Below are 22,235 nucleotides of genomic sequence, written 5' to 3'. Positions count from 1 at the left end.
CGGGTGGTTCGCCGCCGGCGACCACCTGGATTGGTCTCCGTCGAGACCGGGCGAGCTCACCCCCGGTGTCCCGGGCGCAGGGGAGTGTGGGTCAGGCGGCGACGAGCTGCTCCGCGAGGACGAACTCGTCAGGGACGATGCGCACGTCGGGACCCTCGAGGTCAGCCGAGCCGAGCCGGTGCCTGAGCGCCCGCTCGCACTCCGCATCGAGCCAGGCCTGCCACATCGCGAGCAGGTGGTTGGCGGCGAGTGGCGCGGCCATCAGGGCGAGCTCGCTGCCGGGAGCCCGCAGGTCGTGGCCGGGGATCGGCCGCATCCGCGGCTCCGGGTGCTGCACGCTGGGATCGCAGCACACCTGGTCACGATGACTCGCCCAGACCGCGGCCTGCAGCGCCCGCGCCGGCTCACGCAGGTTGCGGATCGCGGCCGGGCGCAGGCCGAGAGCACGGGCGTAGGTGGCCGCGGCCGGCGCCGGTGCGTAGAGATAGCGGTGCGCGAGGGTCTGCTGCACGCGCTCGTACTCCTCGTCGACGTCGTCGAAGATGACCGCGGCGAGGTGGGTCAGGTTGGCGTGACCTCGGCGGCCGGTGATCCACACCGCGGCACTGCGGTCGGGGGACACGGCGAGCGTTGCCATCGTGATCAAAGCGGCTCCTAGGTGGGGGCGTCTGCCTTCCCATCACACTCCAAGCCGCGTATTCACAGCGTTGGCAGAACTTCGTGCGTCATGGCGCCGCCGGCCCCGCCCGGCTGACCCGCTCCGCGCTCAGGAACGCCGTGAACTGGGTGATGGCCGGGGCGCTCACGTCGAGCTCCGGCACGCGCTTGATCAGGATCTCCTCGGTGCCCAGCAGCTGGCCCGTGCGCGGGCTGATGATCAGCACGAGCCGGTAGTGGTCGCGGTCGGCCGGGATGACCGAGACGCCCACGCCCGGTCGTCCGGCCCGGTCGCGGACCTCGCCCAGGAGCCGGACCGACGGCTCGTCGGCCAGCAGGGACCAGAGCGCCGCGGTGACGCGGGTCGGCACGACGTAGGTGCTGTTGTACTCCTGGGCGTACGAGAACAGGCACGCGGCGCGACCGCGAGGTGACTCGTCGCCGCAGGTCGTGACCTTGAGGACCTCAGCCCGCAGCCGCGCCGGATCCTTGGGCAGGGACGACAGGAGCAGCGGGTCGAACGAGTCGGCGGGCTGGGTCTCGTCCGCCTTCGACGGCTGGTGCTGGGACGCCTGCGCGGTCACGCCGCGGCCATCGGGACTCAGGGGCCGGCCCGTGCGCTCGATCAGCCGGAACGAGCCGTCGGGCGACAACCAGGTCTCGTTGAGCGTCGGTATCAGGGCGATGCTGTCGGCACCTTTGTCGTCGTCGATCGAGCCGAACCAGTTGTCGGTGACGACGTGCTGGACCTTGCCCTGGCCGGCGGGCTCGCTGAACCGGCCGGCCACGATCGCGAGCCGGCGCAGGCTCGGCGCCGCGTCCTTGCCGGGCACGGTCGCAATGTCCTGCGCGTTGGCGAACTCGAAGTCCAGGACCGGCGGGGTCTCGGCCGACGCCGGCGATGACTGCCACGGCTGCAGGACCCCGAGCACGAGCGCGGCGGTCGCGGCCACGGCGGTGGCGGCCAGCGCGGCGACCGGCCGGCGGCGCCGCGCGGCGAGCTCGTCGGGGCGCGTCGTGATCCGGGCCAGCAGCTCGTCGGCACTGTCGAGGCGTACGCCGAGGTCGTCGGGGTCCAGCCGCGGGTCGAGGCCCGAGTCCAGCGCCGTCTGCCGCAGCAGCTCGACGTCGCCACGCACCTGGTCGTCGTCGGATGACATCAGCGTCCACCTCCTTCCGTCGTCGTGAGCTCGCCGTCGGCGGCATCGAGCGAGGCGATGCGCTGCCGCAACCGGCTGACGCGGGTCGTGTAGGCCGTGACGCTGATGTCCAGCAGCGCCGCAGCCTCCGCCTTGTCGAGGTCGTTCATGAACGCGAGGTTGAGCAGCTGGCGCTCCGCCACCGACAGCTGCTCCCAGATGCGGCGGCCGGAGTCGGAGTGCGCGACGACGTCCGCGATGTCGGGTGCGCCGGGCTCGACGTGAGCCCCGTGCTCGGCGAGGAACCGGTTGTCGTGGTGCTTCCGGCGTACGCGCTGCAGCTCCTGGAGCACGTGGTTCTTGCCGATGCCGAAGATCCAGGCGGGCCACTGCGAGGGCTCGGCCGGCACCGCGTCGCGCTTGTGCCACACGACCTCGAACGTGCTGTTGACCACGTCCTTGGCCTGCTCGGGCGACAACCGCACGGCTGCGTAGGAGAAGATCTGGGCACCGAGTCGCGCGTAGAGCACCCTGAACTCGTCCTCGCCCACTCCCTGACAATACGTGGTGCGGCGCCCATGATCAGCAGTTCGCCGACGCCGAGAGGTAGACCGACCCGGCACGCTGGACCCAGCCGGACGTCTCGGAAACGCGCTCGCCGGGGCTGAAGCAGGCGAACACGCCACCTCCGCCGGAGCCCTCGTGCACGAAGGCCCGGCCGGCGCGGTGGTTGTAGACCGACTTCACCCGGTCCACGGTGATCGGGCGGTAGGTGCCGGTCGCCCGGAATCTCTGGATGGTGCCGGTGTAGCCGCTGCCGCTCCACACGCACAGGTAGCCGGACTGGCACTGGCTGAGCGACCGCAAGGCGACCGCCTCGGACGCGAGTGGCCCGAGCGATGCCGCCAGCGGGAGGAGCGCCGCAGTGACGGCAAGGCCGAGCCTGCGGGACATTGATGCTCGACTGACGTTCATAGTGGTCCATCACTTTAGAGCCCCCGAATTCACACGAGCCCGGCCTCCTTGAGAGGCCGGGCTCGTGCGGACCGACGTGTCAGGCGTGTGCCGGAGTCCTGGCCCGCCGGCGGGCGCCGACCAGATGGCCCACGGCGACCAGGCCGAAGCCCACACCGAACAGCCCGGCACAGACCACCCCGTACATCACCGGGATCGTGTCGGCGTCCTTCGGGAAGGCCGAGTCGTCCCCGCCGACCCACATCCGGGTCAGGTAGACGCCTTGGAAGACGAACGCCCACAGGTAGGCGACGGCGTACGCCAGGTTGGCGGCGAGGTGCGACCGGAGGAAGAGCCCCAGCGGGAACGCACAGAGGATCGTGACGACGGCGATCATGGCGGCACCTCAATCCATCACGGTGGTCGTGCGCCGTGCCGGTGAGAACATCAGCACGAGCGACGCGATGGTGGCGATGACGAACACCGTCACGAGGACCTTGACGAAGGCCGGGACGTCGACGAAGAACGCCGGCAACGCCGACAGCATCGAGACGATCCGCGCTCCGGCGGCCACCCGGACGGCCGCGCCGCTCGCCGAGCGCCAGGCGATGACGACCGCGATGATCGTGATCACCCCGCAGATCGATCCGAGGATCAGGATGCCCAGCGGCGGCCCGGTCTCGCCGTCGGACGGGGCCTCCAGGAAGCTGGGCAGGTCGAGGACCCCGAGCAGCCCGGCCAGTGCGAGGCCGACCTTGTTCTTGGTGGTGAGGATCATGATGAGCTCCTTGTCGTGGAAGGTGGTTCCACGGTGGCCCGGCCCCCGCACCCCTTGAAGGTGTGCCGGTTCCCCATTGTGCGGAGTTTCTCCCGGCCTGCCTAGGTGCACGTTCCCGGGTCTTTTGCCCTGATTTCTCGGCATCATGAGGGAATGACCCCCGACCTCATCCGTGTCGTGCTCGCCGACGACCACCCCGTCGTACGCGGTGGCCTGCGCGCGCTCCTCGAGTCGATCGACGGGTACGAGGTCGTCGGTGAGGCGGTCGACGGCGAGGGCGCGGTGCGCGAGACGCAGCTGCAGCGCCCCGACGTCGTGCTGATGGACATCCGCATGCCGGGGATCGACGGTCTCGAGGCGACCCGCCGACTCCGGGTCGCCGTCCCGGACGCGATGGTGCTGGTGCTCACGATGTTCGACGACGACGACACGGTCTTCGCCGCGATGCAGGCCGGCGCCCGTGGCTACCTCCTCAAGGGCGCGCAGCAGGACGAGATCGACCGGGCGATCCGGGCCGTCGTCGCCGGCGAGGCGATCTTCGGGCCGGGCGTCGCGGCTCGGGTCCTCGGGCACTTCAGCCAGCCGAGGACCGCGCCCGAGCTGCCGTTCCCCGAGCTGACCGACCGCGAGCGCGAGGTGCTCGACCTCGTGGCGGCGGGCAAGCGCAACCATGCGATCGCCGACGAGCTCGCGCTGGCGCCCAAGACCGTCGCGAACCACATCTCGTCGATCTTCGCCAAGCTTGCGGTGTCCGACCGGTCAGCCGCGATCGTCCGCGCCCGCGACGAGGGTCTGGGCAGGGCACGATGAGCGACTGGTTCCTCGGCGCGAGCATCGCACTGCTCGCCGTCGTCACCGGGGTCAGTGGGCTGGTGCTGCTGTCCGTCCGACGAGCGGCGGTCTCCGGAGCCCTTCTGGTCGTCGTCTCACTGACCGGCTTGGGCGCCCTGGTGCTACATGCGCGAGGCGAGGCCGGTGACGTCGAGTGGGCCCTCGCGATCGGGTCCACGATGCTGGCGTTCCCGCTTGCGGTGGCCGCCTATCCGCGGTGGAGCTGGCGGAACCCGGTGGACTTCGTCGCCGTGACGACGTTCGCCGCCGCGGGGGCCATCTCGGTCGCCGCGCCGCGTGAGTCGCACACCGCCGACGCGATGGCGGTCGTCATCGGACTGGCCGTGATCCTGCACGTCTGGTGGCGGCTCGAGACAGCCGACCAGGCCGACCGCGCCCCGCTCCAGTGGTTCGCGGTGGCCGCCGGGACGGCCGGTCTCGTCGGCGGCCTGGTGCTGTTCTCCGCCGAGGGCGCCGCCCACAGCACCCCGGCGTCGGTCGTGGCGCTGCTGTGCGCGCTGATCGCCCCTGCGATGGTCATCGGCGTGATCCGCCCCGACGTGATCGACGTCCGCGGACTCATCGTCTGGGGCGTCGTCGGGTGCGTGGCGGTCATCGCGTACGTCTCGGTGTTCGCGGGCTTCGTGTCGGTGCTCGACTGGACCGGCGCGCCTGAGCTGACGCCCGGGGCGCTCGGCGTGATCGGCGCGGTGTTCGCCTTCGGCTTCCACCCCGTGATGGTCATGCTGCGTGGCGTCGTCGACCAGATGCTGTTCGGCGACCGACCGGACCCGCTCCAGGCGGCGACGACGGTCGTGGACCGCATCGGCGACGATCCCGTCCTGGCGTTGCGCGCCATCCGCGAGGCCTTGGTGCTGCCGTACGCCTGCCTCCGCGCAGAGGGCCAGATCCTCGCGACGTCCGGCACGGAGGTCACCCACACCCGCACGCTGCCGCTCCGTCTCGGCGACGACGCCGTGGGGGAGATCGTCGTGGGGCTGCGGGCCGGCGAGCTGACCCTGGCAGCCGCCGACGAGCACGTCCTGCGGATCGTGGCGCCACTGCTGGCCCAGACGTTGCGCGCGACGACCCTGGCGCGTGACCTGCAGGAGTCGCGCGGCGCCGCGATCACCGCGATCGAGGACGAGCGTCGCAGGCTGCGGCGAGACCTCCACGACGGCTTGGGACCCACCCTGACGGGCGTCGCCTTCTCGGCCGACGCGGCCCGCAACCACCTGCCCACGGACGTCGCGGCTGCCGACGTGCTCCTCGCCCGGCTCCGGGACGACACCGCGGGCGCGATCGCCGAGGTGCGGCGGCTGGTCGAGGGGCTGCGCCCGGCAACGCTCGACGAGCTGGGCCTGGTCGCTGCCGTACGTCAGCACGCGGCGAGCCTCCACGCCGCCGAGGGCAGACCGTTGACCGTCACGATCGACACCCCCGAGGCGCTTCCGGACCTGTCAGCGGCGGCGGAGGTTGCGGCCTATCGGATCGTCGTCGAGTCGCTCACCAACGTGGCCCGGCACGCCGCGGCGACCACAGTCGAGGTCAGCATCTCCGCCGACGACGGCGTGCTGCACGTGTCGGTGCACGACGACGGGACGTCGAGCCGGAGATGGAAGCCCGGCGTCGGGCTGTCCTCCATGCGCGAACGGGCCGAGCAGGTCGGCGGGAGCGTCGTCGCCTCGGCACACCGCGACGGTGGCCGCGTCGACGCCGTCATCCCCATCTGAGGTTCAGCGCTGTTGCAACGCCTCGAGCCGCTGCTCGGTCTCGGCGAGCCGCTCCTCGAGCTCGGTGATCCGGTCGTAGATGTCGACGAGCGTCACGCCGTCCGCGACGACGCCGGGGCGCCCCCAGTTCCGCCGGACGAACGCCTCCCGGCTCTCGTCCGCCGCCTGCTGGAACCCCGTCGGGCCCGCGCCGCCGGCCTGACGCTCTCCGACGTACGCGGACATCTTCTGGGCCTTCATCACGAGGATCCCGCCGAAGACGACCACGAGGGTCGCGGTGGCAGGGATCAGCAGGAACAGTGCGCTCGACATGTCGCTCAGCGTATCGGCGACAGCGCAGCGCAGGCCGCCCTCGCCCTGCCGATACCCTGACGCCGTGGTCTATCGCGCCTTCTTCGACGCCGTCTTCCGCTCGATGGATCCCGAGAAGGCGCACGAGCGGGCCTTCGCCGCGATCCGCGCGGGGCGCTACGCGACGCGGCGGGTGTTCCCCCAGACCTACGCGCCACGCACCGTGATGGGCATCGAGTTCCCCAACGCGTTCGGCCTCGCTGCCGGCTTCGACAAGAACGCCAGGGCCGTTCCCGGCCTGTTGGGGCTGGGCTTCGGCCATGTCGAGATCGGCACCGTGACCGCCCGTGCCCAGCCCGGCAACCCGCGGCCGCGGCTGTTCCGGCTCGTCGACGACCGGGCGATCATCAACCGGATGGGCTTCAACAACGACGGCGCGGCAGAGGTCGCCTCGCGGCTGCACCGGATCCGTGCCACCAAGGCCGGTCGCACGGCGGTCATCGGCGTCAACATCGGCAAGACCAAGCTCGTGGAGCCCGAGCACGCGACCGAGGACTACGTCGAGAGCGCCCGGTTGCTCGCCCCGTACGCGAGCTACCTCGTCGTCAACGTCTCCTCGCCCAACACTCCGGGCCTGCGCGACCTGCAGGCGGTCGACGAGCTGAGGCCGTTGCTCAGCGCGGTCAAGGAGGTCGCCGACCGGGCGCCGGCCGGTCCGGTCCCGTTGCTGGTCAAGATCGCCCCGGACCTGGCCGACGCGGACGTCGACGCCGTTGCGGACCTCGCCGTCGAGCTGGGTCTCGCCGGCATCAGCGCGACCAACACGACGATCGCCAGGCCCGAGTCGCTCACGACCGCCCGTGAGGTCGTCGAGGCCGCCGGAGCCGGTGGCCTCTCGGGGCCGGTGCTCGCCGAGCGCGCGACCGAGGTCCTCGTACGCCTGCGGGCCCGCGTGGGCGACCGGCTCGCGATCATCTCCGTCGGTGGGGTGACGACACCCGACGACGTACGCGCACGGTTGTTGGCGGGCGCCGACCTCGTGCAGGGCTACACCGCGTTCATCTACGAGGGCCCGAAGTGGCCTTCGCGGCTCGCTGCGGCTGCAACCTGAGGCAGTCCCGGACCCGATTTCGTCCCGGGGCCGATCACCCTGTATCTTTGGCTGTCGGCTTGCCCCTTTAGCTCAGTCGGCAGAGCGTTTCCATGGTAAGGAAAAGGTCTACGGTTCGATTCCGTAAAGGGGCTCTGGACTCGGATCACTTCTGGGTCCTTCGGACATGAGGCAACTCATGCCCGTGGCGGGGTAGCTCAGGTGGTTAGAGCACACGGCTCATAATCGTGGTGTCGCGGGTTCGAGTCCCGCCCCCGCTACCGCAGAACTGCACACGTACGACCTTCAGCATCACCGATCAAGAAGAGGCACCCTCGTGGCCAGCAAGAGCTCAGACGTTCGTCCCAAGATCACCTTGGCCTGCACCGAGTGCAAGGAACGCAACTACATCACCAAGAAGAACCGTCGCAACGACCCCGATCGTCTCGACCTCAAGAAGTTCTGCCCGCGCTGCAAGGCCCACCAGGTCCACCGCGAGACCCGCTGACCCCTGCTTCACAGAACGACGGCTCCCCCTGCTCCAGCAGGCGGGAGCCTTCGTCGTGTTGGACGCTGCTAGCGTCGCCGCCATGGACCTCGCCGAGCTGACGACGCTGCGCCTCGGTGGCCCCGCCCGGGCCGTGATCGACGCGACCTCCGAGCAGCAGCTGCTCGATGCCGTACGCGTCGCCGACGAGGCCGGCGACCCGATCCTGGTCGTCGCCGGCGGCAGCAATCTCGTGGTCGCCGACGAGGGCGTGCCCGGCACCGTGATCCGCGTCCTGACCAAGGGCGTCGAGGTCGACTCCGACGCCTGCAGCGGGGCCATGGTCACGATCGCGGCGGGGGAGCCGTGGGACCCCATCGTCGCGCTCGCGGTCGACGAGGGCTGGGTCGGCATCGAGGCACTGTCGGGCATCCCCGGGTCCACCGGAGCGACGCCCATCCAGAACGTCGGCGCCTACGGCCAGGAGGTCGGCCAGACGATCGCGACCGTCCGCGCGTACGACCGCTTCGAGGGCAAGGTCCGCACGATCCACGCCGTCGACTGTGGCTTCGGCTATCGCACGAGCCGATTCAAGGCCCAGCCGCAGCGCTGGCTCGTGCTGTCGGTGGCCTATCAGTTCCGGCTCGGTGAGCTGAGCGCCCCGATCGCGTACGCCGAGCTGGCGCGCACGCTGGGCGTCGAGATCGGCCAGCGGGCGCCGTCCGCCGAGGTACGCGAGGCGGTGCTCGAGCTGCGACGCGGCAAGGGCATGGTGCTGGACCCCGAGGACCACGACACCTGGAGCGCGGGATCGTTCTTCACCAACCCGCTGCTCACGGCCGACCAGTCGGACGCGCTGCCGGCCGAGGCGCCGCGGTTCCCCCAGCCGGACGGCACGGTCAAGACCAGCGCGGCCTGGCTGATCGACCACGCCGGCTTCGCCAAGGGCGAGACCCGGGGACACGTGGGGCTGTCCACCAAGCACGTCCTGGCACTGACCAACCGCGGCGGTGCCACGACGACCGAGCTGCTGGGCCTCGCGCGCGAGGTGCGCGACGGCGTGCGTCAGGCGTACGGCATCACCCTGGTCAACGAGCCGGTGCTCGTCGGCTGCGAGCTCTGACGGTCAGCTCAGCCAGCCGACGATGAAGTCGGAGTAGTAGGTGTCGTCATACGGATCGTCGTCGAAGCCACCGTTGAGGCCGATGATGACCAGCGCGATGGCCGCGAGCAGCACGAGCACCAGCAGGACCGTGCCGATGATGCCCATGATCTTGCCGGCGCTGGCCTCGCCCCTGCCGGAATAGCCCGACGGGTTGGCGTCGATCTCCTTGACCGCCTTGGCGCCGAGGATCCAGGCGACGGGCGCGACGAGGATCGGGACGAGGCAGGTGAAGAGCCCGGCGAGGCTCACGATCCCGAAGACCATCGCCGCGGTCGCCTGCGGGTGCTTGGGCGGCGGAGGGGTGAACTGCGGGTAGGGCTGCCCGTAGCCCGGCGGCGGGTACTGCGGAGGCGGCGGGGGATAGGCGTTGCCCCAGTTGGGGGGCGGCTGCTGATAGCCCGGCGGTGGGGGCTGATGGGTCGGGTCCGACGGGTTCCCTGGCTGCTCGTCGCTCATGGAGTCACCCTTGCACATCCACGTCGCGCCGGGGCGGTCTAGGCGGACGTGAGGCTGAGGCTCAGCAGGCCGATCATGGCCAGGATCGTGAAGCCGAAGATGCACGTCCCGACGATTCCCAGGATCCGGCCGGCGTTCGCCTCACCCTGACCGCTGTAGAGCCCGGGGTTCGCCTCGATCTCCTTGATCGCCTTCCCGCCGATGCTCCAGGCGATGGGTGCCAGGATCCCGCACGCGGCGATGCCGAGGATGCCCAGGACCATGGCGGTCGTGGCCTGCGGATGCTTCGGGGGGACGTAGTACGGCGGCGGGTACCCGGGACTCATGTCGGCAGCCTTGCACAGTCGAGCGGGTCAGGTGCCGTATCCGGCGTCATGGCGAGCGCCGATCAGGGTGAGTGTCGCGGCGACCACCAGGAGGAGCAGCACGACGCCGAGGATCGCCGAGCCGATGATCCCCAGGATCATCCCGGTCCTGGCCTCGCCGGCATGCCGGTAGCGCGTCGGCTCACGCTCGGCCTCGCGGTCGGCGACCGCCCCGAAGTACCACGCGAGCGGGCAGACGATGATCGGCACGAGCAGGACGAAGAACCCCGCGAGACCGACGATGCCGAGCACCATCGACGTCGTCGCGCGCGGATGCTTGGGGACCTGCATCGGTCGTGGAGCGTACGCATAGGGGTACGGGTAGGGCGTCGTCATCGCTCGTCCCCTTCCTGCGGTTGGCCGGCCAGCCAGTCGTCGATGCCCGTGAGGGCCGTGGTCACGGTGTCTGAAGGAGCGTACGACCTGCGCACCGACATGCGGGCGAGTTCGGCGAGCTCGGCGTCGCTGAAGTCCTGGGCGGCGCGCAGCACGGCGTACTGGCCGGCGAGTCGCGAGCCGAACAGCAGGGGGTCGTCGGCGCCGAGGGCCACGTCGATCCCTGCACCGGTCAAGGTGCGCACGGGCACCTCCTCGAGCGTGCTGTAGACCCCGAGCGACACGTTCGAGGTCGGGCAGACCTCGAGCGCGACACCGGTGCTCGCGAGCCGGTCGAGCACGGCGGTGCTCTCGGAGGCGCGCACGCCGTGCCCGAGGCGGTTGGGGTGGAGGTGGTCGAGGCACTGCGTGACGTGGGCCGGCCCACGCAGCTCGCCGCCGTGCGGCACCAGGGCGAGTCCGGCCCGCTCGGCGATCGCGAAGGCGGGGCCGAAGTCGGCGGTGTCACCGCGACGCTCGTCGTTCGACAGCCCGAAGCCGATCACGCCCCGGCCGGCGTACTGGGCCGCGAGACGGGCGAGCGTACGGGCGTCCATGGGGTGGCGCGTGCGGTTGGCGGCGACGACCAGGCCCATCCCGATGCCGGCACGCTCCGACGCGTCACGGACCGCGTCGATGACCAGGTCCGTGAACGCCGTGATGCCGCCGAAGCGCGCGCCGTAGCCGGACGGATCGACCTGGATCTCGGTCCAGACGGATCCGTCCGCGGCATCGTCCTGCGCCGCCTCGAGGATCAGCCGTCGTACGTCCTCCTCGGTGCGCAGCACGGATCGCGCGACGTCGTAGAGCCGCTGGAAGCGGAACCAGCCCTTCTCGTCCGTCGTGCTCAGCTGCGGCGGCCAGTCCTCGGTCAGCGAGGCGGGCAGGCGTATGCGGTCCCGCGCGGCCAGCTCGAGCAGCGTGGCGTGCCGCATCGAGCCCGTGAAGTGCAGGTGCAGGTGTGCCTTGGGGAGTGCCGAGAGCGACCGGCGATCCGCGTGGTCATAGGGCACGCGTTCATACTGCCAGTCGCTCGCCGTCACTCCTTGTCGGCTGCCTCCGCCGCCTTGCGCACGGCTGCCGCGACGCGCTTGTGCACGTCGGCGTGGAACACGCTCGGCACGATGTAGTTGGCGTTGAGCTCGTCGGCGGTGACGCTGCCGGCGATCGCCTCGGCCGCCGCCAACAGGATGTCCATGCCGATGCCGTGGCTCTGGGCATCGAGGAGGCCGCGGAAGATGCCGGGGAACGCCAGCACGTTGTTGATCTGGTTGGGGTAGTCCGAGCGACCCGTCGCGACGACCCGGGCGTGCTCGCGCGCGATCGCGGGGTCGATCTCCGGGTCGGGATTGGCGAGCGCGAAGACGATCGAGTCGTCGGCCATCGACTCGACGTCCTGGGCGTTGAGCAGGTTGGGCGCGCTCACGCCGATGAACACGTCGGCTCCCGGCAGGGCCTCGCGGAGGGTCCCGCTCAGGCCGTCGGCGTTGGTGTTGTCGGCGATCCACTGCAGCGACTCGTCGAGCCCTTCGCGGCCCTGGTGCACGACGCCCTTCACGTCGCACACGACGACGTGCTTGGCGCCGGCGTGCATCAGGACCTTGAGGACCGCGGTGCCCGCCGCGCCGGCCCCGGCCAGCACGATCCGGGCCGTGCCGATGTCCTTGCCGACGACCTGGAGCGCGTTGCGCAGCGCTGCCAGGACGACGACGGCGGTGCCGTGCTGGTCGTCGTGGAACACCGGGATGTCGAGCCGTTCACGCAGCCGCGCCTCGATCTCGAAGCAGCGAGGCGCCGAGATGTCCTCGAGGTTGATGCCGGCGAAGCCGGGCGAGATCGCCGCGACGGTCTCGACGATCTGGTCGACGTCCTGCGTGTCGAGGCAGATCGGCCAGGCGTCGATGTCGGCGAAGCCCTTGAACAAGGCGGCCTTGCCCTCCATGACGGGCATCGCGGCGTGTGGGCCGATGTTGCCGAGGCCCAGCACCGCCGAGCCGTCGCTGACGACCGCGACGCTGTTGCGCTTGACCGTCAGGCGCCGGGCGTCCTCCTTGTCGGCCGCGATCGCCATGCAGATGCGGGCGACGCCGGGGGTGTAGATCATCGAGAGGTCGTCGCGGTTGCGCAGGGGATGCTTCGTGGCCGTCTCGATGACTCCGCCGAGGTGCATGAGGAACGTCCGGTCGGAGACCTTCTCGACCTTGACGTCGCTGATCGCCTCGAGCGCCGAGACGATCAGCGCCGCATGGTCGGTGTCGGAGGCGGCGCACGTGAGGTCGATGCGCAGCGCCTCGGCGCCGGACGCCGTGACGTCGAGCGCGGTGACGATCCCGCCCGTACGTTCGACAGTCGTCGTGAGCTCACTGACCGCCGATCCGCCGGACGGCACCTCGAGTCGGATCGTGATGGAGTAGGAGATGCTGGGTGCAGTGGCCATGGAGTCCATGCTAAAACATGAGGAAAGGCTCAGGTTTTTGGGTCGCGGGCCTCGGTTCGACGAGGGCGGGGCGCAGCACGTACACTTGACCCACCGGTGAATATTCACTCTAGATCGTCATGCCCTCATCAGGTTTGACCCTGGGATGGAATTCGACTGAGGGCACTAGCTCAACTGGCAGAGCATCGGTCTCCAAAACCGAAGGTTGGGGGTTCAAGTCCCTCGTGCCCTGCGAGACACGACAACGAAGAACAACGAAGGAGTACCGTGAGCGACCGTCACGAGCTGGCCGGCACCTCCGGCAAACGCACGTCGCCGATCACGTTCTACCGACAGGTGATCGCCGAGCTCCGCAAGGTGGTCTGGCCGACCCGCCCCCAGGTGGTCAACTACTTCTGGGTCGTCCTCGTCTTCGTGCTCTTCATGATGGCCATCGTGGCCGGACTCGACTACGGGTTCGGCAAGGCCGCTTTCTGGATCTTCGCGTAGCAACCAAAGGAATTTTGTGACTCAAGGCATCGACCCGCAGACCAGCTCCGAGACCGACGAGGTCGAAGAGCTCGAGCCGTCGACCCCTGCTGCCGAGGACGCCGACGCGCCTGACGCTGACGTCGAGGCGTCGATCCCCGCATCGGACGACGACGTCGACGACACGACCGTCGAGGACCCGACGCTGGGTGCCGAGGTCGTCGACGACGAGCTCTCCGACGACGAGGCCACGACGCCGGAGGCCGCCGAGGACGAGGCGGCCGACGACGCACCCGCCGAGGACGAGCCGGTCGCCGACGCGCTCCAGGAGTTCCGCGACCGCCTGCACAACCAGATCGGTGACTGGTACGTCGTTCACACCTACTCCGGCATGGAGAAGCGGGTGAAGTCCAACCTCGAGAACCGGGTGACCTCGCTCAACGCCGAGGACTACATCTTCGAGGTCGTCGTCCCGACCGAAGAGGTCGCCGAGATCAAGAACGGCCAGCGCAAGCTCGTCAAGCGCACGGTCCTCCCCGGCTACGTCCTGGTCCGCATGGACCTCACCGACGAGTCGTGGGGCGTCGTCCGCCACACGCCGTCCGTCACCGGGTTCGTGGGCAACTCCCACCAGCCCGTACCCCTCAGTCTTGCCGAGGTCGAGAGCATGCTCGCCCCGGCAGTGGAGGCAGAAGTCGCGACAGCGACCGACACCCCCGATCAGCAGCAGGCGAAGGCCTCCAAGGTCGAGTTCACCGACTTCTCCGTCGGCGACTCCGTCATGGTCGTCGATGGCCCGTTCGCCACGCTGCACGCGACCATCACGGAGATCAACATCGACGCACAGAGGGTCAAGGCCCTCGTGGAGATCTTCGGCCGCGAAACCCCGGTCGAGCTCAGCTTCACCCAGATCCAGAAGGTCTGAGCCAACCGGTTCTCATCAGCACCAACCATTCAGTAGTCAAGGACCCGAGAAATGCCTCCCAAGAAGAAAGTCGCAGCCATCGTCAAGGTGCAGCTGCAGGCCGGTATGGCCAACCCGGCGCCGCCCGTCGGCACCGCGCTCGGCCCCCACGGCGTCAACATCATGGAGTTCTGCAAGGCCTACAACTCGGCCACAGAAGCCATGCGTGGCAACGTCGTCCCGGTCGAGATCACGATCTACGAAGACCGGACGTTCAGCTTCATCACCAAGACGCCGCCCGCGGCTGAGCTGATCAAGAAGGCTGCCGGACTGCAGAAGGGCTCGCCCGTTCCGCACAAGGACAAGGTAGGCAAGATCTCCAAGGACCAGATCCGCGAGATCGCCACGACCAAGATGCCGGACCTCAACGCGACCGACATCGACGCCGCCATGAAGATCGTCGAGGGCACCGCGCGCTCGATGGGCGTCACGACCGACTAGCACCACTCCACCCCAGCAGTACGTGGCAGGGTCCGCTGGACCCGTTCAGACCACAACTGGTTCACACAGAAGGAAGACCAGAGATGGCACAGCACAGCAAGGCGTACCGACAGGTCGCCGAGAAGATCGACAAGACCAAGCTCTACACACCGCTCCAGGCCACCACGCTGGCCAAGGAGTCGGGGAGCAAGACGTACGACTCGACGGTGGATGTCTCCATCCGGCTCGGCGTCGATCCCCGCAAGGCCGACCAGATGGTGCGCGGCACCGTCAACCTCCCTCACGGCACAGGCAAGACCGCACGGGTCCTGGTCTTCGCCACCGGCGCCAACGCCGACGCCGCTCGTGAGGCCGGAGCCGACTTCGTCGGTGCCGACGAGCTGGTCGACAAGGTCAACGAGGGCTGGCTCGACTTCGACGCCGTCGTCGCGACGCCCGACATGATGGGCAAGGTCGGCCGTCTCGGCCGCGTCCTCGGCCCGCGCAACCTCATGCCGAACCCCAAGACGGGCACCGTGACGCCCGACGTCACCAAGGCCGTCAACGACATCAAGGGCGGCAAGATCGAGTTCCGCGTCGATCGTCACGCCAACCTGCACTTCGTGATCGGCAAGGCGTCGTTCTCCGCCGAGCAGCTCGCCGACAACTACGGCGCCGCGCTCGACGAGGTCCTGCGTCTCAAGCCCGCGAGCTCCAAGGGTCGCTACGTCAAGAAGATCACGGTCTCCACGACCAACGGTCCCGGCGTTCCGGTCGACCCGAGCCGCACCAAGGCGTACTCCGTCGACGAGGCCTGAGCCTCCCAGACGCCATCCACCGGCCCTATGCTGACGTCACGTCGGCATGGGGCCGGTGTCGTTTATCTTCTCGGGGGCCAGCCATGGTGCTGAGGCAAGGTGTCGTCGTGCTGGGCCTGGTGCTCGCGGCGGGATGCGGTGGTTCGGATGACAGCGAGCAGGACGGCCGGTTCACCAGGGACAACATCACCAGACGTGTCACCGACGCCTTGGTGCAGCAGGGCTCGATGCACCTCGACATGACGATCGAGGCCGGCGACGACAAGATCCACATGAGTGCGGACCAGATCCTCGGCAAGGACGCGCAGAGCACGGCGATGTCGATGGAGTACTCCGAATCGGGAGAGGACGACATGTCGATGCGGCTGGTCGACGGAATCGTGTTCGCGAATCTCGGCGAGTCCTCCGACGGCAAGTTCGTACGGATCGATCCGGAGGACGCGGAGAGCCAGATGGGCCGGGTCTTTGCGCCTCTGATGGACGAGCTCGACATCACCACGTCGATACGTCAGTTCGAGGAGGCGGTGACAGATGTCGAGCAGGACGGCGACACCCGGGAGATCGATGGCGTCACGACGACGCCGTTCCAGGTCACGATCGACGTGGACCGCGCGATCGAGTCGGGAGCGCTGGAAAAGGACACCAATCTGAGGCCTGGTGCCAGCGTCGAGTACACGTTCTACGTCGACGACGACGACCTGCTGAGACGCATGGAGTTCGCGGTGGACAGCGCACACGCGACCATGGACGTGACGAATCTGGGCGAGCCGGTCGACATCGCGGCGCCGCCGGCAGACGAGGTCATCGACGAGGATGCCTTCATGGACGCTGCCTGAGGCCCGAGCTTTCCGACATGCTGTCGGGCTCTTATGCTCGGGGCATGACTTTCACCAGGAAGCTGTCATCCGTCGTCGCCACCGTGCTGCTTGCCGGCCTCTCGTTGTCCGCCTGCGGCGGCAGCGACGGCTCCGACGGCGACAAGGCCGATTCGACGTCCGGCGGAGGTGGCGGCAAGACCGCGCTGACGCAGTCCAACTTCGCGCAGGTCATCGGAGACTCCCAGACCAAGGCCAAGTCGACCCACGTCGACATGACGATCGGGGCAGGTGGCCAGACGTTCAAGGCGCAGGGCGATGCGAAGATCGGCAGCTCGGCCGATGACACCTCGGTCTCCATGACGATGGATCTCGGATCGATCAAGGCCGACATGCGCCTCGTCGACCAGGTCTTCTACATGAACATGGGCCAGATGAGTGACGACAAGTTCCTCAAGATCGACCTCAAGGACAAGAGCAACCCGTTCGCCCAGCAGTACGGCCAGATCATGGACCAGATGGACCCGTCGAAGCAGATGGCGCAGTTCAAGGATGCGCTGAAGTCGTTCGAGAAGAAGGGTGAGCCGCAGAAGATCGACGGCGTCGAGGCGCAGCCGTACGTCGTGACGGTCGACACCACCAAGGTCAAGGCCTACAAGGACCTGCCCGGGGCGACGAAGGCGCAGATCCCGGACACGATCGTCTACACGATGTTCATCGGTCCCGACAACCTGCCGCGTCGGATGGAGTTCGAGCTCGCCGGTTCGAAGTCGACGGTCGACTACTCGAAGTGGGGTGACCCGGTCGACATCAAGGCGCCGCCGGCCGGCGAGATCTCCGACAAGGACCTGAGCCAGCTGGGCGCCCCGCCCGCCGCCTGACGCACCACACCTGCGAGTGCCCCCGACCACGTCGGGGGCATTCGCGCGTTACACGGCAGGCAGGTTCATTGCCTCTTATGCTCGTGCCATGAAGCTCTCACGGAAGTTCTCGGTGGCCGCGGTCGCGTTTCTCGCCGCTCTCACGCTGTCGTCCTGCGGTGCCAAGGACAGCTCCGGTGACACCTCCACGTCGGGCGGCGGCGGGAAGTCGGGCTCCCTGACGCAGGCCAACTTCGCCGACGTGCTGAGCGACTCCCAGTACAAGGCCGAGTCCGGCCACTTCGAGATGACGATGGACATGGGCGGCCAGTCCGTCAAGGCGCAGGGCGACGTCAAGGGCACCTCTCCCGACGACATGGCGATGACGATGTCGATGGACTTCCAGTCCATGACGATGCGCATGACCGTCCTGGACCAGACCCTCTACATGAACATGGGCGAGGTGAGTGACGACAAGTACGTCAAGGTCGACCTGACCGACCGGAGCAACCCGCTGAGCAAGCAGTGGGGCGAGATGATGGACCAGATGGATCCCGCGAACCAGATGAAGGTGTTCAAGGAGGCGGTGAAGTCGTTCGAGAAGACGGGCGGGTCGAAGACCATTGACGGGGTCGAGACACAGCGCTATCTCGTGACGCTCGACACGAGCAAGGTCCCGACCTTCAAGGACCTGCCCGACGCAGCCAAGGCGCAGGTCCCGGACACGATCGACTACACCCTCTTCATCGGGTCTGACGACCTCCTGCGGCGCATGGAGTTCGACGTCGCCGGCGTGGAGTCGAGGATGGACTTCTCCAAGTGGGGTGAACCGGTCGACATCAAGGCGCCGCCTGCGGACGAGATCTCCGACAAGGACTTCAGCGAGCTGGCCGACATGCCGGCACCGACCGCCTGACCTGCTCCGCAGCCAGAGAGGATTTGGTCGCCGGCTGGGCGTGCCCTATTCTGGACCTACCGAAGACCGCTGGTCGGTGACTCGTCAGAGTCGCACGAAGCGCCCGGAAGGGCGGCCCGCGCAGGTTGCGAATGTTGGTTCACTCAACGTCCCGTGCCTTGCGCCGGGACGTTTTTTCGTGTCGGGCCCGTGTACGCACATGGGATCGCAGTCGACGGATGGACCCATGTGCTGGAAGGAGACCCATGGCAAACCCGGACAAGACAGCCGCCGTTGCCGAGCTCGCGGAAAACTTCCGTGAGTCGAATGGCGCTGTTCTCACCGAGTACCGCGGTCTCACCGTGAAGCAGCTGCAGGAATTGCGGCGCACTCTCGGTGCGAACGTAAGCTATGCCGTCGCCAAGAACACGCTGACCAAGATCGCCGCCAAGGACGCGGGAGTGGAGATCGACACCGATCTCCTCACCGGTCCGACCGCCATCGCCTTCATCAAGGGCGATGCGGTGGAAGCGGCCAAGGGTCTGCGTGACTTCGCGAAGGCCAACTCGCCACTCATCATCAAGGGAGGCTTCCTCGACGGGAAGATCCTCACTGCTGACGAGATCAACAAGCTGGCCGACCTCGAGTCGCGCGAGGTCCTCCTCGCCAAGCTCGCAGGTGGCATGAAGGCCAGCCTGACGAACGCCGCGTCGCTGTTCAACGCCCCGCTGTCGCAGGCCGCCCGAGTTCTGGGTGCCCTGCAGGCGAAGGCCGAGAGCGACCCGTCGGTTCTGGCAGCCGGCCCCGCGCCTGCTGCCCCTGTCGAGGAGGCCCCCGCGGCCGAGTCGGCGGAATCAGAAACCCCGGCCGAGGCACCCGCCGACGCCGCCCCTGTCGAAGCGTCTGCCGACGCCGAGACGACCGAGGGCTGAAAGCCCGATTCACATCGGGACCCCCTCGGGGTCTCATAACGGAAGGACGCCACCATGGCGAAGCTCAGCACCGGCGATCTGCTGGATGCATTCAAGGAAATGACCCTCATCGAGCTCTCTGAGTTCGTGAAGGAGTTCGAGGACACGTTCGACGTCACCGCGGCCGCTCCGGTTGCCGCTGCTGCCGCTCCTGCTGCTGGTGGCGCTGCCGCCGGTGGCGAGGCTGCTGCTGACCAGGACGAGTTCGACGTCATCCTCGAGGGTGCCGGCGACAAGAAGATCCAGGTCATCAAGGAAGTCCGTACGATCACGGGCCTCGGTCTCAAGGAGGCCAAGGACCTCGTCGAGGGCGCCCCGAAGCCTGTTCTCGAGAAGGCCAACAAGGAAGCTGCCGACAAGGCCAAGGAGGCCCTCGAGGCCGCCGGCGCCAGCGTCACCGTCAAGTGACTCGTCGCTGAATCCATTCAAGAGCGCCCCTCCTTCGGGAGGGGCGCTTTTGCGTGCTCGGGGGTGACGTGGGTCACGATTGTCACCCACAGTTACATGGGGTATGTTTCACCGGATCCTTCAGGTAGTTACCGGCGAGTCACCAGGCGTGGCGGGAGCGTAACCTCGGTTGCCATTTCTCGTTACTCTGTGTGTCCACGGTCACACCGACCTAGGATTGAAGCAGTTCGGTCGGCAGTCGCCGGCAGACCACGGCAAGCAAGGAGGGGCCGACCGTGGGCGTTGAAGTCGTCGTCGAGGGGCTGACCAAGAAGTTCGGTAGCTCACTCATCTGGAAGGACGTCTCGCTGACCCTTCCGGCAGGTGAGATCTCTGTCATGCTCGGCCCGTCCGGCACCGGCAAGTCGGTGTTCCTCAAGACGCTCATCGGGCTGCTGAAGCCCAACGAGGGCCACGTCTACATCGAGGGCACGGACATCGCGAACTGCTCCGAGAAGGAGCTCTACGAGATCCGCAAGCTGTTCGGCGTCCTGTTCCAGGACGGCGCGATGTTCGGGTCCATGGACCTGTTCGACAACGTCGCGTTCCCCTTGCGTGAGCACACCCGCAAGTCCGAGTCCGAGATCCGTCAGATCGTCATGGACAAGATGGAGCTCACCGGCCTGGTCGGCGCCGAGAACAAGCTGCCCGGCGAGATCTCCGGTGGCATGCGCAAGCGCGCCGGACTGGCCCGCGCCCTGGTCCTCGATCCCGAGATCCTGCTGATCGACGAGCCCGACTCAGGCCTCGACCCGGTCCGTACGTCCTACATCAACCAGCTCTTCATCGACCTCAACGCGCAGATCGATGCGACGTTCCTGATCGTGACCCACGACGTCAACACCGCCCGCACCGTGCCGGACAACATCGGCCTGCTCTACCACCGCCACCTGGCGATGTTCGGCCCGCGCGAGATGCTCTTGACGTCGTCCGAGCCCGTCGTGGCCCAGTTCCTCAACGCCCAGACCGTCGGCCCGATCGGCATGTCGGAGGAGAAGGACGCCGACGAGCTCGCGGCGGAGCAGGGCATCGAGATGCCGCCGCTGCCGCCGGTCCCGCTCCAGCTCGAGCCGTCCGACGGCCGGCCCCGCCGCGCCCAGCGTGAGCCGGGCGCCTGGTGCCGCGACAACGGAGTCACCGCCCCTGCCGGTTCTTTCGGAGAGAAGACGCCGCTGGCTGCCGGCGGTGTTGCGTGAGCGCTGCCGTTGTCACCGGCCCCGCGAGGGTAGCCGGCAACCTGTTCGCGTTCATGTTGGACGTGTTCGTGGCCTTGTTCAAGAGGCCGTTCCAGCTCAAGGAGTTCCTGCTCCAGGCCTGGTTCATCGTCAAGGTGACGATCGTCCCCACCGCGTTCGTCTCGATCCCGTTCGGCGCCGTCATCGCGCTGCAGACCGGTGGCCTCATCAAGCAGTTCGGTGCGCAGTCGTTCACCGGTTCGGCCGCCGTGCTCGCGGTCGTGCAGCAGGCCGGCCCGATCGCCACGGCCCTCCTGATCGCCGGAGCGGCCGGCTCGGCCATCGCCGCTGACTTCGGCGCCCGTCGCATCCGCGAGGAGCTCGACGCCATGATGGTGCTCGGCATCGACCCGATCCAGCGGCTCGTCGTGCCCCGCGTCCTCGCCTGCATGCTCGTCGCGGTGTTCCTCAACGGGCTGGTCACGGTGGTCGGCGTGGCCGGCGGCTATGTCTTCAACGTCCTGCTGCAGGACGGCACCCCCGGCGCCTATGTCGCCTCGTTCTCTGCCCTCGCGCAGCTGCCCGACCTCTATGTCGGCATGATCAAGGCCGTCATCTTCGGGTTCCTCGCCGCCATTGTCGCGGCCTACAAGGGCATGAACGCCAAGGGCGGCCCCAAGGGTGTCGGTGACGCGGTCAACGAGGCCGTGGTCATCACGTTCACCCTGCTGTTCATCGTCAACTTCTTCCTGACGGCGATCTACATCCAGCTCGTGCCGCCGAAGGGGATGTAGACGATGTCCGACAAGACAGCTCTGTCCGCGATCACCGGCCTCCCGGGACGGTTCGGGGGATTCCTCGACGACCTCGGGCGTCAGATGTTGTTCTACATCCGGGTGATCCGATCGGTCCCGCGCACGATCGCCAACTACGGCAAGGAGATCGTCCGCCTGCTGGCCGAGGTCGCCCTCGGATCCGGCTCGCTCGCGGTCATCGGCGGCACCGTCGGCGTCATCTTCGCGATGTGCTTCTTCACGGGCACCGCGGTCGGTATCCAGGGCTACGCGGCCCTCAACCAGCTCGGCACCGCGGCACTCACCGGATTCATCTCCGCCTACTTCAACACGCGTGAGATCGCGCCGATCGTCGCCGGCATCGCGCTGGCCGCCACGGTCGGGTGCGGCTTCACCGCGCAGCTCGGCGCCATGCGGATCAGCGAAGAGGTCGACGCCCTCGAGGTCATGGCGATCCCGTCGCTGCCGTTCCTGGTGACGACCCGGGTCATCGCCGGGCTGGTCGCCGTCGTCCCGCTCTACATCGTCGGACTGCTGGCGTCCTACTGGGCCACCAGGCTGACCGTCACCAAGATCAACGGGCAGAGCTCGGGCACCTATGACCACTACTTCACCACTTTTCTGCCACCAGGCGATGTCTTGTGGTCGTTCGTGAAGGTGCTGATCTTCGCCGTCGTCGTGATCCTGATCCACTGCTACTACGGCTACTACGCCAGCGGCGGACCGGCCGGCGTGGGTGTGGCCGTGGGCCTCGCCGTCCGTACGTCCATCGTGGCGATCAACGTCGTCGACCTGCTCGCCTCGATGGCGATCTGGGGCACGAACGTCACCGTGAGATTGGCGGGCTGAC

The 22,235-nt window shown here is 68.2% G+C and carries 29 protein-coding genes and 3 tRNA genes; 20 read left to right on the top strand and 12 right to left on the bottom strand.

All coding sequences use genetic code 11. The features are described from left to right. Positions 1-91 precede the first annotated feature (91 nt). The 6 genes from ASE12_RS08665 to ASE12_RS08640 form a co-directional block, all read right to left on the bottom strand. A complete protein-coding gene (locus tag ASE12_RS08665; protein WP_056399342.1) occupies positions 92-646 on the bottom strand; it encodes a hypothetical protein in 555 nt (184 codons plus the stop codon). A gap of 79 nt (positions 647-725) precedes the next feature. After that, on the bottom strand, positions 726-1,817 hold the full coding sequence (locus ASE12_RS08660; protein ID WP_056399341.1) for a CU044_5270 family protein: 1,092 nt from the start codon (positions 1,815-1,817) through the stop codon (positions 726-728). Then, on the bottom strand, positions 1,817-2,347 hold the full coding sequence (locus ASE12_RS08655) for an RNA polymerase sigma factor (protein WP_056399339.1): 531 nt from the start codon (positions 2,345-2,347) through the stop codon (positions 1,817-1,819). Before ASE12_RS08655 ends, ASE12_RS08660 begins: the two co-directional genes overlap by 1 nt. A gap of 31 nt (positions 2,348-2,378) precedes the next feature. Beyond that, on the bottom strand, positions 2,379-2,750 hold the full coding sequence (locus tag ASE12_RS08650; protein ID WP_056399338.1) for a peptidase inhibitor family I36 protein: 372 nt from the start codon (positions 2,748-2,750) through the stop codon (positions 2,379-2,381). 100 nt (positions 2,751-2,850) lie between these two features. Next, positions 2,851-3,147 (bottom strand): hypothetical protein, encoded by a 297-nt coding sequence (locus ASE12_RS08645; RefSeq protein ID WP_056399337.1) that lies wholly within the window; start codon positions 3,145-3,147, stop codon positions 2,851-2,853. 9 nt (positions 3,148-3,156) lie between these two features. Beyond that, positions 3,157-3,528, bottom strand: coding sequence for a hypothetical protein (locus ASE12_RS08640; protein WP_056399335.1), 372 nt, complete (start codon positions 3,526-3,528; stop codon positions 3,157-3,159). Between the two features lie 153 nt (positions 3,529-3,681). On the opposite strand from ASE12_RS08640, the gene ASE12_RS08635 reads away from it, so the two are divergent. Both ASE12_RS08635 and ASE12_RS08630 read left to right on the top strand, forming a co-directional pair. Further along, complete coding sequence (locus tag ASE12_RS08635) at positions 3,682-4,338, top strand: response regulator transcription factor (RefSeq protein ID WP_056399334.1); 657 nt, start codon at positions 3,682-3,684, stop codon at positions 4,336-4,338. Further along, positions 4,335-6,092, top strand: coding sequence for a sensor histidine kinase (locus tag ASE12_RS08630; RefSeq protein ID WP_056399332.1), 1,758 nt, complete (start codon positions 4,335-4,337; stop codon positions 6,090-6,092). The genes ASE12_RS08635 and ASE12_RS08630 overlap by 4 nt, the downstream gene beginning before the upstream one ends. 3 nt (positions 6,093-6,095) lie before the next feature. Here ASE12_RS08630 and ASE12_RS08625 read toward each other — a convergent pair whose 3' ends face one another. Further along, positions 6,096-6,404 (bottom strand): hypothetical protein, encoded by a 309-nt coding sequence (locus tag ASE12_RS08625; protein WP_056399331.1) that lies wholly within the window; start codon positions 6,402-6,404, stop codon positions 6,096-6,098. Positions 6,405-6,468: 64 nt separating this feature from the next. Between ASE12_RS08625 and ASE12_RS08620 the strand changes: the two genes are divergently transcribed. The 5 genes from ASE12_RS08620 to ASE12_RS08600 all read left to right on the top strand — a co-directional run bounded on the left by ASE12_RS08620 (position 6,469) and on the right by ASE12_RS08600 (position 9,083). Continuing rightward, positions 6,469-7,494 (top strand): quinone-dependent dihydroorotate dehydrogenase, encoded by a 1,026-nt coding sequence (locus ASE12_RS08620; protein ID WP_056399330.1) that lies wholly within the window; start codon positions 6,469-6,471, stop codon positions 7,492-7,494. A 61-nt stretch (positions 7,495-7,555) separates the two neighbouring features. Beyond that, positions 7,556-7,628: transfer RNA gene (locus ASE12_RS08615), tRNA-Thr, on the top strand. A 52-nt stretch (positions 7,629-7,680) separates the two neighbouring features. Then, a tRNA-Met gene (locus ASE12_RS08610) sits at positions 7,681-7,754 on the top strand. A gap of 56 nt (positions 7,755-7,810) precedes the next feature. After that, complete coding sequence (gene rpmG, locus ASE12_RS08605) at positions 7,811-7,981, top strand: 50S ribosomal protein L33 (protein WP_056399328.1); 171 nt, start codon at positions 7,811-7,813, stop codon at positions 7,979-7,981. Between the two features lie 58 nt (positions 7,982-8,039). Then, positions 8,040-9,083 (top strand): UDP-N-acetylmuramate dehydrogenase, encoded by a 1,044-nt coding sequence (locus ASE12_RS08600; RefSeq protein WP_369797244.1) that lies wholly within the window; start codon positions 8,040-8,042, stop codon positions 9,081-9,083. Between the two features lie 3 nt (positions 9,084-9,086). Here the strand turns inward: ASE12_RS08600 and ASE12_RS08595 are convergent, their stop codons facing one another. From ASE12_RS08595 to ASE12_RS08575, 5 genes are read right to left on the bottom strand one after another with little or no spacing between them, the layout of a single operon-like run. After that, on the bottom strand, positions 9,087-9,581 hold the full coding sequence (locus tag ASE12_RS08595) for a DUF4190 domain-containing protein (protein ID WP_162255474.1): 495 nt from the start codon (positions 9,579-9,581) through the stop codon (positions 9,087-9,089). A 38-nt stretch (positions 9,582-9,619) separates the two neighbouring features. Further along, positions 9,620-9,907, bottom strand: coding sequence for a hypothetical protein (locus ASE12_RS08590; RefSeq protein ID WP_056399324.1), 288 nt, complete (start codon positions 9,905-9,907; stop codon positions 9,620-9,622). Positions 9,908-9,934: 27 nt separating this feature from the next. Beyond that, on the bottom strand, positions 9,935-10,282 hold the full coding sequence (locus ASE12_RS08585) for a hypothetical protein (protein WP_056399321.1): 348 nt from the start codon (positions 10,280-10,282) through the stop codon (positions 9,935-9,937). Then, positions 10,279-11,334 carry an adenosine deaminase gene (locus tag ASE12_RS08580; protein ID WP_082582453.1) on the bottom strand — a complete coding sequence of 352 codons (1,056 nt, stop codon included), beginning with the start codon at positions 11,332-11,334 and terminating at the stop codon, positions 10,279-10,281. The genes ASE12_RS08585 and ASE12_RS08580 overlap by 4 nt, the downstream gene beginning before the upstream one ends. Positions 11,335-11,360: 26 nt before the next feature. Continuing rightward, on the bottom strand, positions 11,361-12,758 hold the full coding sequence (locus ASE12_RS08575; protein ID WP_056404653.1) for an NAD-dependent malic enzyme: 1,398 nt from the start codon (positions 12,756-12,758) through the stop codon (positions 11,361-11,363). Positions 12,759-12,917: 159 nt separating this feature from the next. Between ASE12_RS08575 and ASE12_RS08570 the strand changes: the two genes are divergently transcribed. The 13 genes from ASE12_RS08570 to ASE12_RS08510 all read left to right on the top strand — a co-directional run bounded on the left by ASE12_RS08570 (position 12,918) and on the right by ASE12_RS08510 (position 22,234). Further along, a tRNA-Trp gene (locus tag ASE12_RS08570) sits at positions 12,918-12,990 on the top strand. A gap of 35 nt (positions 12,991-13,025) precedes the next feature. Continuing rightward, on the top strand, positions 13,026-13,247 hold the full coding sequence (secE, locus tag ASE12_RS08565; RefSeq protein WP_056209538.1) for a preprotein translocase subunit SecE: 222 nt from the start codon (positions 13,026-13,028) through the stop codon (positions 13,245-13,247). Positions 13,248-13,263: 16 nt separating this feature from the next. Next, on the top strand, positions 13,264-14,151 hold the full coding sequence (gene nusG / locus ASE12_RS08560) for a transcription termination/antitermination protein NusG (protein ID WP_235508872.1): 888 nt from the start codon (positions 13,264-13,266) through the stop codon (positions 14,149-14,151). Positions 14,152-14,202: 51 nt separating this feature from the next. After that, the gene (rplK, locus tag ASE12_RS08555) at positions 14,203-14,631 is read left to right on the top strand and encodes a 50S ribosomal protein L11 (RefSeq protein WP_056209536.1); all 429 of its coding nucleotides are present in this window, start codon (positions 14,203-14,205) and stop codon (positions 14,629-14,631) included. A gap of 83 nt (positions 14,632-14,714) precedes the next feature. Continuing rightward, positions 14,715-15,428 (top strand): 50S ribosomal protein L1, encoded by a 714-nt coding sequence (gene rplA / locus ASE12_RS08550; RefSeq protein WP_056399319.1) that lies wholly within the window; start codon positions 14,715-14,717, stop codon positions 15,426-15,428. Positions 15,429-15,511: 83 nt separating this feature from the next. Then, the gene (locus ASE12_RS08545) at positions 15,512-16,264 is read left to right on the top strand and encodes a hypothetical protein (protein ID WP_056399316.1); all 753 of its coding nucleotides are present in this window, start codon (positions 15,512-15,514) and stop codon (positions 16,262-16,264) included. A 44-nt stretch (positions 16,265-16,308) separates the two neighbouring features. Then, entirely contained in the window at positions 16,309-17,124 is an 816-nt protein-coding gene (locus ASE12_RS08540) for a hypothetical protein (protein ID WP_056399314.1), read from the top strand. An 88-nt stretch (positions 17,125-17,212) separates the two neighbouring features. After that, positions 17,213-18,019 (top strand): LppX_LprAFG lipoprotein, encoded by an 807-nt coding sequence (locus ASE12_RS08535; protein ID WP_056399313.1) that lies wholly within the window; start codon positions 17,213-17,215, stop codon positions 18,017-18,019. A gap of 245 nt (positions 18,020-18,264) precedes the next feature. Further along, a complete protein-coding gene (rplJ, locus tag ASE12_RS08530; protein ID WP_056399312.1) occupies positions 18,265-18,930 on the top strand; it encodes a 50S ribosomal protein L10 in 666 nt (221 codons plus the stop codon). A 54-nt stretch (positions 18,931-18,984) separates the two neighbouring features. Continuing rightward, positions 18,985-19,377, top strand: a complete 393-nt coding sequence (gene rplL, locus ASE12_RS08525) for a 50S ribosomal protein L7/L12 (RefSeq protein ID WP_056209524.1) — start codon at positions 18,985-18,987, stop codon at positions 19,375-19,377. Between the two features lie 275 nt (positions 19,378-19,652). Further along, complete coding sequence (locus ASE12_RS08520; RefSeq protein WP_056399311.1) at positions 19,653-20,612, top strand: ABC transporter ATP-binding protein; 960 nt, start codon at positions 19,653-19,655, stop codon at positions 20,610-20,612. 53 nt (positions 20,613-20,665) lie between these two features. Continuing rightward, positions 20,666-21,385 carry an ABC transporter permease gene (locus tag ASE12_RS08515; protein ID WP_082582452.1) on the top strand — a complete coding sequence of 240 codons (720 nt, stop codon included), beginning with the start codon at positions 20,666-20,668 and terminating at the stop codon, positions 21,383-21,385. 3 nt (positions 21,386-21,388) lie between these two features. Beyond that, entirely contained in the window at positions 21,389-22,234 is an 846-nt protein-coding gene (locus ASE12_RS08510; RefSeq protein WP_056399309.1) for an ABC transporter permease, read from the top strand. Position 22,235: the final 1 nt, after the last annotated feature.

The organism is Aeromicrobium sp. Root236 (genome assembly GCF_001428805.1).
Taxonomy (GTDB): domain Bacteria; phylum Actinomycetota; class Actinomycetes; order Propionibacteriales; family Nocardioidaceae; genus Aeromicrobium.
Note: the sequence above shows the minus strand (reverse complement) of the source record. Positions and strands in the feature narration are given on the sequence as shown.